Consider the following 10163-nt stretch of genomic DNA (forward strand, 5'->3'; position numbering starts at 1 on the left):
GCCGAGTTCGCCTCGGTCCGTCGAGAATGTCCTGGTGGTGCTCACAGTCCCCGCGCCTCCGCGTAGTCGATGGTGTTCAGGTAGGCCCGGTGGGACTCGGGCGATGCGTCGAACTGCGGTGACCCTTGCCCCGTGGGTTCACCGCGCCACGCGTGCACCCGGAGCGGGCCGACGATGTAGTCGGTCCGGGGGTCGATGGGATGCGCCACGTTCGCGATGAGCACGATCAGCGGCAGCTCTGCGATGAGTGTGACGGCGCCACCTGGACCGCCAGACCCCTGCCATTCGAACCCGCCGTCCGGTCCGACCCGCACGCCCTGGAAGAACGAGATGCTCGGCGGGAGATCACCCGGCCCGAGCCCGCGCTTGGCTGCCGCCTTGACGAACAGTGAGCGCCCGGACGGCGACGGCCCCTCGGGGCGAGCATCGCCGTACTTCGCAGCGTTGAGGGCATCCGTCGACGTGCCGCACAGCGCATCGTGTCTGCCGGTCGTGTCGTCTGCGACCGTCGCCAGCACGCGACCATCACCCGAGAGCAGCGGGTGCCCCGTCGAGAGGTACGCCTGCCAGGGGATCTTCACGGTGTCCGCGACGTTCAGCCGTTCCCACGGTTCGAGCGCATTGAAGAGCAGCACATGCGCATTGGCGTCGCCCGTGACGTCATCGAGCCGCACCCGCGTGCCTCGGGCGATCACTCTGTGCGTGTAGCCGCCGGGTGCGACGGTCTCCGCCCAGGTCAGTCCTGCGGGGTCGACGCCCTCCGGCGCGAACGGCGAAGACACGGCTGGCAGGTGCGGCATCCAGTCGCTCACGAGGGCGCCCCGCGCCCGTGCATCCGCCCGAGAGTTCGCCACAGTGTCCGTCACGCGCTCCGATGCCGCGGTCATCGTCGTGCGCCTTCCGGGACTCGTACGCACATGGTGCTCCCATACTCGACCTATATCTATCGTTCGATAGATATAGGTCGAGTATGGCGTCGCCCGATGTCCCCGGTGTTACCCCACGTTTCAGCTGCGTAACGCTCTCCTCCGCCCCGCGAGCGGTCCCTTCTGCGCCGAGCGTGCCCCTTGCGTGCGCACGGAAACGGCACTCGATCCGAAGGGGTGCGCTCGGCGAAACGAGGGTTGCACCTCAAGCGGCTTGAGGCGCCAGGGTGGGTGACATGACGAACACAGACGACGCACTGCTGCTCATCGGCGACGTCGCGCGCCGCACAGGACTCAGCGTCAGCGCCATCCGGTACTACTCGGATGAGGGGCTGGTCGCGCCGACGGATGAGACGGATGCGGGGCACCGGCTCTACGACCTCGACGCCGTGGCGCGATTCGAGTACATCCGCACCCTGCGCGACCTCGACGCCGGTCTCGCGCAGGTTCGCGAGGCCCTCGACGGGACGACCTCGCTGTCGGACGTTCTCGCCGCCCATCTCGACGTGCTCGAAGGTCGCGCCGCGCTGCTCCAGGAACAGCGAGCGGTGCTGCGCGCCCTCGTCCGGAACCGGAGCGGGCTGGAACGCGCACGCGTGCTGCGGCGACTCGCGACGATGTCCGACGTCGACCGCCGACGACTGATCGATGACTTCTGGGAGAGCGTCGCGTCGGGCCTGCCCGCCGGGATTCCGGATCACGCGAGCGCGCTTCGCCCCCAGCTGCCGGCGGACCCGACTGCGGAGCAGCTCGACGCGTGGATCACGCTGTCCGAACTGCTCGCGAGTGAGCAGTTCCGCGATCAGACCAGGGAGTACATGCTCGAGACGTACGGCTCGGATGTCGGCAGAGAGATGTCGAAGCCTGCGGTGCAGGAGTTCATCGCGTCGACGGGCGGCGGCCTCATGGCCAAGCTGATGGCAGCGCGCGAAGCCGGGCTGCCATCCGACGACCCCGCCGCAACGGCGCTCGCCGACGAGTTCGTCAGACAGGCGGCCGCACCGAGCGGCACCTCCGTCGACGACGTTCTGCGCACGCGCCTTGCGGACCGATACCGCGATGTCGCGCCGCTCACCGAGGGCGCACTCGACCACGACGGCTATCGCGCCACCCACGGCCGCTACCTCGAGCTCACCGCGCTCATCAACGGTCAGCCGCACCCAGATGCTGCACTGGCGGAAGTGCTCGACGACACCGGAGCCGAAGAGGAGCAGGGCGTCGGCCCGTGGCTGGCAGCGGCGATCATGGGCACGGTCGGTCTGTAGGAACCGCTCAGAGATGTCCACGACCCCTCCTCCTACACACGGATGTCCCCCGGAAATGTCCACAACACGACACGCTGGGCACGGCACCGTTTGTCCACTTCGTGGTCGACCGCCGAGGTGGCTCGCTTCAGGAGTTCTGACTCTTCGCAAGCGCCGCGCCAGCATCGTCGAGCAGCTGCTGGACCCGTGCCTGGTTCTTAAACACGTTGCCCGGATAAGCGTTATCCGGAAAGACGGCCGTCAAAGCAGCCAGGAGCAGCGTCGCCTGCGATTCCACACTTGACAGCACTTCGGCGAAGTCCGTCGAAGGATACGCGAGCTTCTTCGCGCCGACTCTTTGCATGATTAGGTGGGCGATCACGCGGCGCGCGTGAATCGCCACCCCTGCTTCAACCCCGTCAGCATCGGCCTGATGCGAGTCGAGAACCCGATCGACTTCTGCTGTGATGGCGACTGCGCGATAGAGCAGCAGTGGGTCGGTCGTCGCATTGAACAAAGCTGCGTAGACCGGCCCTTCCGAGAAGAGGCGAGATACTTCGCGCTTGGCGATGATTGCGTAGTTGATCTTCGGGTTTGCGCAAGCGAGAGCCACTGCCGCGTCGCGGATCTCGATGACCTTGCTGCGATCGCTCGAGCGCGGAATCTCGGCGGAGCGAACGATGTACTCGTAGCCGAGGACCTGGAGTTCGCGCGCGAGGCGATGCTGCTGCTCATCCAGGAATGCGAAGTCCTGGCTAGACACCTCGTTCTGAGTGTTCGCGTAGCGGGTGATGCTCTGGCCGAGTCCCTCTTCGCTCTCGGGCACCTCAATGCAACGCACGATCACGTTCGCGGTCCCGAGGTTCGCTTCAGACTCGGTCCCGCGAACCGCCCCGAGGGTGGAGACCGTCTGTGCACCGTTGACGATGCTTGCGCCGCTCAGCTTGAAGTAGCCGACATCGCGGCTAAGGCTGCCGCCAAGCGCCAACTCGATTCGACGTGCGAGGATCGTAATTCCGTTGTTGTAGTAGGCGAAGTTCTCCGGCTCATTCCGAATCGTCTGCAGGATCCCATCGTTGATGTCGGAACGCGGAATCACAACGCGGATGTTCTCAGCGAAGAGATCAGCGCCGTGCTCGCTGAACCAATCGGCTACCTGCGCTGCGCTGACCCTGCCGTAGAACATCTTCTGCGGCTCAGCTGACTTGCCCCAGTCGAGAATATTAAGCTCAATGTCAACTGACGGCCGGTCGCGCTCCGCGATTGCGTTGAAGAGTTCGGACTGCCCGAGGTGCTTGTGATGCGCCATCGGTTCCGTACCGGGGAGGTCGTTGAGGGACTCGAGAAGCTCGACGATTGGTTGCGAGACCTCGTCGCTGAGCGGTTCGGATGCAGTCGTCACCGTCACGAGGCGGATGCGAGCTCCGGGCGTCTTGAGGAGCGACTGGATTGCCATCCGCATACCCCCGCTCGCATGGACGGGTTCGTTGTCGACTCGCATGCCGAGCAATGAACGGACACCCTGAAGAAACTTCAGGACATCACCGAGCGCCATCGAGCCTGTTCCGTCCTGTCGCCACTTGGACTGGACGAATACGACTTCCTTCGCGGTAGTGTTCACGCCCACCGCATCGATCCCCCGGTCCTCGCCACCATCCGTCACCTCGACCGTGGAAGCCGATTCGTCCGCGTCGCCAGGTATCAACTCGATGGCCCAGCGGGCGAGGAGTCGTGAAAGGTTATTCACGTCGTCGAGGCTGGCAATCCAATGCTCTGCTTCATACAACCCGCGGACGTAGGTCTCGATCTGACTGACGTGGAACCTGCTCAACTGACCCTCACTCTCGCCGTCCCGAATTGACCGACGACGCTCCCTTCGGATGGAAGGCACACGCTTCAGCGCAAGCCCGCGGTCAACTGCGACCCGCCCGAGGAGCTGTCGCTCTTGAATTCTATTGGGCACGTGGCGAATGTTCGTCGGGGTCGGCGACAAGTACGTAGCCGGCTTCGCAAACGGGCGACCCTTTCTCACAGGGATGCACTCGCCCACGGGGGGCTTGGTTTCAGCGCACCCTGCGCGGGAGCGCAGTCGCCTCATCGGCCCGTAGAAGGATGGCCAGATCAGGTTGCCATACGGAGTAGGCCATACCCACTTCAGCCATGCGCGCATCATCGAGCTCGCTGGCCGGCCGTTCACAACACTCGACGAGATGGATGCCGAGATCATCCTACGGTGGAACGAGACCGTCGGTCCCAACGATATCGTCCTGCACCTCGGCGATCTCGCGCTCGGACCGATCGCCGATTCACTCCCGCTCACCGCGCAGCTACACGGCCGTCGCTTCCTCGTTCCCGGCAACCACGATCGTGTATCGACGGCGACGCAGACCAACCGGGCCATTGAGCGGTTCGCCCCGCTGTACGAGGAGGCCGGCTGGACGATCTTCCCCGAAGTCGTGTCCGGCACCCGCGCGGGGAGCCGCATGCTCGCGTCGCACTACCCCTACTCCAGAGACACCCAAGGCGAGGATCGCCACGTTGCGCATCGGCCTATCGACCACGGGCTCCCTCTGCTGCACGGCCACACGCACGATCGCGAGAACGGCCCGGTTGGGCACCAGTTCCACGTCGGGGTTGATGCCTTCGCATTCGCACCAATCCAGATGACTCTCGTCGACGCCTGACTCGAAGACCTCCGCCGCGAAGAGGAGGAAATCGCGGCCATTGTCCGGGTCCGCTCCACCGCCGGCCCGAGCACACCGCTGTCCGAGGTGGCGGAGCGGCTCGGCATCATCCTCGACGAGGAGTAACACGCGAGACCTCAGCCACTGTTGTGAATCGCACATAAGACAAGGACTTGTGTGAATAGGATTCACTTGCACCCGGTCGCAATCTGCCCTACAGTAAGTCAAACCCCGATTAGGAAGTGGGGATCCGATTCACAGACAGATTGGCTGATAGCATGTACACATTAACGGAGGCGCGCAACCGTCGCCTCGTCCTCGTAGACATCGAGAACATCGTGGGAGGTGGAATCTCAATGGCAACCCAAGTTCGTGCTGCCCAGACCGCGATCGAGATGGTCGTCAGCCCTCGCGCCGACGACCAGCTTGTGCTCGCGTGCGGGCGCTTCAGTGTCGGCATCGTCGGCTTCGAGTGGGCAGGCCCTCACCGCCTCAGGTTCCGCAGCGGAGTCGACGGCGCTGATCTGGAACTCCTCGATGTCCTCGAGACCGAGCACGTCGGGGAGAGGTTCGCTGAGGTAGTGCTGGTGTCGGGGGATGGGATCTTTGCGGGCACCATCTCCCGCTTGGCCATGACGAGTGGAACCGAGGTCACCGTTGTGACGCGGCCGGATGCGTGTTCGCGCCGTCTTCGAATGGCAGCGAAAAGCGTCCTTCATATCGACTTCGATCCGAGTGCATCCATGGAGGCAGCGTGAACATGCCCGCGCACGAGGGGCTCCTCGCCCCGAGCGACATCGCCGACCTCGCCGGCGTCTCGCGCGCCGCTGTCAGCAACTGGCGGAAGCGAATGAGCGACTTTCCGGAACCTGCGGAGGGCAGTGCCAGCAAGCCGCTTTTCGCTGCGAAGGATGTCGAGGCCTGGCTCACGGCTCATCCCGACAAGCGGAAGCCGGATAACTCCGCGGACTCGAGCACGAGGGCGTGGGAGTCACGCCTCTGGGGTGTCGCGAATCTCTTCCGGGGACATGTCGACGTGCATGACTTCGGAGGCCTCGTCCTCCGTACCGCGGTCGAGTTTCTTGATGGACAACCATCTCTCGCGTCGCGCAACGTCAGTCAACGATCAGTGGACGAACTGCGCGATGCACTCGAAAGTATCCCGCGAGAGGATCTCCCCGCAGCGATCGATGGACTACTCGAACGCACGTCCCGCGCTCTTGGTAAGGCTGGTGGCGAGACCGGGTTCGTGGGATCACGCACCAGCACACTGCTCGCGTCCCTTTCGGCCGATGTCGACAGTGGAACCTTGTATGACCCCGCGTGCGGCATCGGCGTTGCGCTGTTGCAAGCCCTCGATTTGGGGGCAACTCCAGATCGCCTCGTTGGCGACGAGATCAGCGCGACCGCAGCGGAGATCACCCTCGGCCGCGCTGCGTTGCGCGGTGTAGACCTCAAGCTGCGCATCACCGACGTGCTCCGGAGCGACCCTGATCCCGACCTGCGCGCGGACGTGATCATTGCCGAGCCTCCGTATGGTCTGCGAGTAGACCCCGAGACCAGCCTGCTCGACCCCCGCCTGAGATTCGGGATCCCGCCGCGTTCCAGTAGCGACTCCTACTGGCTACAGCATGTAGTGGCGCACCTCGCGCCGAGCGGGGTCGGCTACGTCCTCACGTCACCTGGAACACTATTCCGCGGCGGCGCAGAGGCGAAGATCCGGAGAAACCTCCTACTCGGTGGATGGGTGCGAGCAGTAGTGGCACTCACCGGCAAGATGCTGCCACAGACGTCGATCGCACCGGTTCTCTGGGTTCTTGGCGAATCGAAGCCGTCTGCGCGCGGGAGCGTGCTCCTCATCGATGCGTCCAAGGTCGACGCACCTGAGGGCGAGGTTGCCAGGTGGCTCGCAGACGAGGCTTCGCTCGCCGACGTGCCCCACGCGCGTGTGCCCATTGACGAACTGGCGGCCGGCAACGCCGATCTCAGCCCTGCGCGATGGATGCTGGCAGAAGAGGTCGACAGCGCGCGATTGGTGGCGGACTTCGATCGGGCATCCGCCAGGCTACTCCAGGCCTCCACTGATCTGCCCGCCACGGTGCGGCACCTAGAGCCGCCGCGCATCGCCAGCGAACCGCCGGTGCTGACTGTCGCGGCGCTCGTCGAAGCGGGCGCGATCGAAGTCGCCCCAGCAAGGCCGCCGCGACAAGGAGACCCCGAGTTCGAGGATCGACGCGTCGATGCCACCGCGGTGCGGACTCGCAACTTGGTGCAGGTCACGCCCATCGCGTCCGACGAGCATGGGCCGCTCACCCAGCCCTGCGACGTGCTGCTGACAACCGTGGACAAGGTTCGAGCGCTCGTCGATGACGAGGGCGGCCACTTGCCTGTCGGGAGCATCTTCCGCATCCGGATCGTCGATCGCACAAAGCTAGATCCTCATTACCTTGCCGACGTTCTCGCTGGCGAGTGGAACTCGCGGTTCGCGGCAGGCAGCGGCATCCAGCGCATCCCAGTGCGAGAGATTGAGATTCCGGTCCCCTCGCTGCCCGAGCAGCGGGCCATCCACGCCACCATCGACAGGGCACGCGAAGCGAAGCGACTTGCGAAGCAAGCCGCCGAGGCCGCCGATAGCCTGACGACAGCGATTCTTAACGCTGTCCGTCATAGCGCCTCCCTGACCAGCAACACCACCGAAGGAACCACCCAATGACGGAACAGCTCACGCTGACCGAGCTGGAACAATACCTCGCGCGCGCCGCCGACCTCCTCCGTGGCAGCATCGACCAGGCTGACTTCAAGGCTTACATCTTCCCGTTGATGTTCTTCAAGCGGATCAGCGACGTCTATCTCGAGGAGTTCGAGCAGGCACTCGAGGAGTCTGGCGGCGACCACGAGTTCGCCGCGTTCGCCGAGAATCACCGCTTCGCGGTCCCTGATGGCAATCTCTGGTCGGACGTGCGCGACAAGACGGAGAACATCGGTACCGCTCTGCAGACCGCGTTCCGCGAGATCGAGAAGGCAAACCCCGAGACCCTTTACGGCATCTTCGGCAACGCCAACTGGACCAACAAGGGCAAGCTTCCCGACCGCAAGCTCGCCGACCTCATCGAGCACTTCTCCACCAAGACGCTCAGCAACGCGAACGTCGCGCCGGACGTCTTCGGCAACGCCTACGAGTACCTCATCAAGCGGTTCGCCGACCAGTCGAACAAGAAGGCCGGCGAGTACTACACCCCGCGTTCCGTGGTGCGACTGCTCGTGAACATCCTCGACCCCCAGGAGGGCGAGAGCGTCTACGATCCCGCATCCGGGACGGGCGGCATGCTGATCGAGGTCATCGAGCACGTGAAGGATGCCGGCGGGAGCCCGAAGACGTTGTGGGGCAAGCTTTACGGTCAGGAGAAGGTGCTCGCGACCTCGGCGATCGCGCGCATGAACCTTCTCCTTCATGGCGTTGAGGACTTCAAGGTCGTCCGAGAGGACACCCTGCGCAATCCCGCGTTCTACACGGGCAACCGGCTCGCGCGATTCGACAACGTCGTTGCGAACCCGCCGTTCTCCCTGAAGGCGTGGGGCGACGTCGAGTGGGCGTCCGACCGGTGGGGCCGGAACCAACTCGGTGGAGTCCCGCCGAAGGGCTACGCGGATTGGGCGTGGGTGCAGCACATGCTCACGTCGGCCAACCCGAACACGGGCCGGGTAGCAGTCGTGCTGCCCCAGGGTGCGCTCTTCCGCCAAGGGGCCGAGGCGCGCATCCGCACCCACATCCTGAAGGCGAAGAAGATCGAAGCCGTCATCGGTCTTGCCCCGAACCTGTTCTACGGCACGGGCCTCGCAGCCTGTGTGCTGATCCTGCGCCACCAGAGACCCGCCGACCAAGAGGACAAGGTGCTGTTCATCAACGGCGAAGACCTCATGAAGAAGGGCCGCAACCAGAACACCCTCGAACCCGAGCACGCGGACGAGCTGTTCGACGCCTACCGCGGGTTCGCCGACATCCCGGGCCGGGCTCACGTCGCCGACCTCGCCGAGATCGAGGGCCACGGCTTCAACCTCAACATCCCGCTGTACGTGACTTCGGCAGAGGCGGGCGAGAAGATCACGCTCGCCGACGCGCTGGCGAACCTGGAGGCCGCGCACGAGCGAGCGAAAGAGACGCGCGCGGCCCTCGAAGCAGAGCTCGCGAAGTGGGGCTTGAGCGCATGACCGGCCGGATCAGCCAGCGCGAGCTCGAGAACTACCTCTGGGGCGCCGCCGTCATCCTTCGCGGACTCATCGACGCTGGCGACTACAAGCAGTACATCTTCCCGCTGGTGTTCCTTATGCGCATCTCGGACGTGTACGACGAAGAGCGCGCCGCGGCCCTCGACACGTACGGTGACGAAGAGTTCGCCGATCTGCCCGAGAATCATCGCTTCGCGATTCCGGACGGATGCCACTGGCGCGACGTTCGCGCGGTTACCGTGAACATCGGCGCGACGGTGTTGCGGGCGATGCGGGCGATCGAGTCCGCCAACCCCGACACCCTGCCCGGGGTCTTCGGCGACGGGGACTGGGGCAACAAGAACCTACTGCCCGACTCCACGCTCGCTGACCTGATCGAACACTTATCGACGCAGACCCTGTCGATCGCGAATTTGCCCGAGGATGAACTGGGCAACGGCTACGAGTACCTCATCAAGAAGTTTGCCGACGACTCCGGGCACACCGCGCAGGAGTTCTATACAAACCGCACCCTCGTCCACCTGATGACCCTCATGCTCGAGCCCCAGCCCGGCGAGTCGGTGTACGACCCGACATGCGGTACCGGCGGTATGCTCATCTCTACGGCGGCCGAGGTGAAGCGCCAGGGAAAGGAGTGGCGCAACCTCAAGCTCTACGGGCAAGAGCTCAACTACGGAACCTCGGCGATCGCCCGCATGAACCTCTTCCTGCACGGCATCGCCGACGGACAGGTCGCCCACGGCGACACGCTCGCCCGACCCGCATTCCTGAGCGAGAAGGGTGGCCTGCGCACGTTCGACGTCGTACTCGCCAACCCGCCGTACTCGATCAAGGCCTGGAACCGGGATGCCTTCGCGAAAGACCCATACGGCCGCAACATGTGGGGCGTGCCGCCGCAGGGACGCGCCGACTACGCGTTCTTCCAGCACATCGCCAAGAGCCTCGACCCCAAGACCGGCCGCGCGGCGATCCTATTCCCGCACGGTGTGCTGTTCCGTCGCGAAGAGGCCGCGCTGCGCGAAGCGCTTGTGAAGTCGGACTTGATCGAGTGCGTGCTCGGACTCGGCGCGGGACTCTTCTAC

The 10163-nt window shown here is 64.7% G+C and carries 8 protein-coding genes; 6 read left to right on the forward strand and 2 right to left on the reverse strand.

Features of this window, described 5'->3' with window-relative positions; all coding sequences use genetic code 11:
- Positions 1 to 41 precede the first annotated feature (41 nt).
- Positions 42 to 887, reverse strand: a complete 846-nt coding sequence (locus DZG09_RS01900; protein ID WP_119696036.1) for an urea amidolyase associated protein UAAP1 — start codon at positions 885 to 887, stop codon at positions 42 to 44.
- Between the two features lie 275 nt (positions 888 to 1162).
- Between DZG09_RS01900 and DZG09_RS01905 the strand changes: the two genes are divergently transcribed.
- Complete coding sequence (locus DZG09_RS01905) at positions 1163 to 2191, forward strand: MerR family transcriptional regulator (RefSeq protein WP_162893108.1); 1029 nt, start codon at positions 1163 to 1165, stop codon at positions 2189 to 2191.
- Between the two features lie 127 nt (positions 2192 to 2318).
- Here the strand turns inward: DZG09_RS01905 and DZG09_RS01910 are convergent, their stop codons facing one another.
- Positions 2319 to 4001 (reverse strand): AIPR family protein, encoded by a 1683-nt coding sequence (locus DZG09_RS01910; protein WP_240423617.1) that lies wholly within the window; start codon positions 3999 to 4001, stop codon positions 2319 to 2321.
- Positions 4002 to 4380: 379 nt separating this feature from the next.
- On the opposite strand from DZG09_RS01910, the gene DZG09_RS01915 reads away from it, so the two are divergent.
- The 5 genes from DZG09_RS01915 to DZG09_RS01935 all read left to right on the forward strand — a co-directional run.
- Complete coding sequence (locus tag DZG09_RS01915) at positions 4381 to 4854, forward strand: metallophosphoesterase family protein (RefSeq protein ID WP_119696039.1); 474 nt, start codon at positions 4381 to 4383, stop codon at positions 4852 to 4854.
- Positions 4855 to 5132: 278 nt separating this feature from the next.
- A complete protein-coding gene (locus DZG09_RS01920; RefSeq protein ID WP_162893109.1) occupies positions 5133 to 5612 on the forward strand; it encodes an NYN domain-containing protein in 480 nt (159 codons plus the stop codon).
- A 2-nt stretch (positions 5613 to 5614) separates the two neighbouring features.
- Entirely contained in the window at positions 5615 to 7567 is a 1953-nt protein-coding gene (locus tag DZG09_RS01925; RefSeq protein WP_119696041.1) for an N-6 DNA methylase, read from the forward strand.
- Positions 7564 to 9063, forward strand: coding sequence for a type I restriction-modification system subunit M (locus tag DZG09_RS01930; RefSeq protein ID WP_119696042.1), 1500 nt, complete (start codon positions 7564 to 7566; stop codon positions 9061 to 9063). The genes DZG09_RS01925 and DZG09_RS01930 overlap by 4 nt, the downstream gene beginning before the upstream one ends.
- Positions 9060 to 10163, forward strand: a 1104-nt coding sequence (locus DZG09_RS01935) for a type I restriction-modification system subunit M (RefSeq protein ID WP_162893246.1), incomplete at its 3' end; no start/stop codon positions are given. The genes DZG09_RS01930 and DZG09_RS01935, both read left to right, overlap by 4 nt.

This window comes from Microbacterium halotolerans (genome assembly GCF_003569805.1).
Lineage (GTDB): Bacteria > Actinomycetota > Actinomycetes > Actinomycetales > Microbacteriaceae > Microbacterium > Microbacterium halotolerans.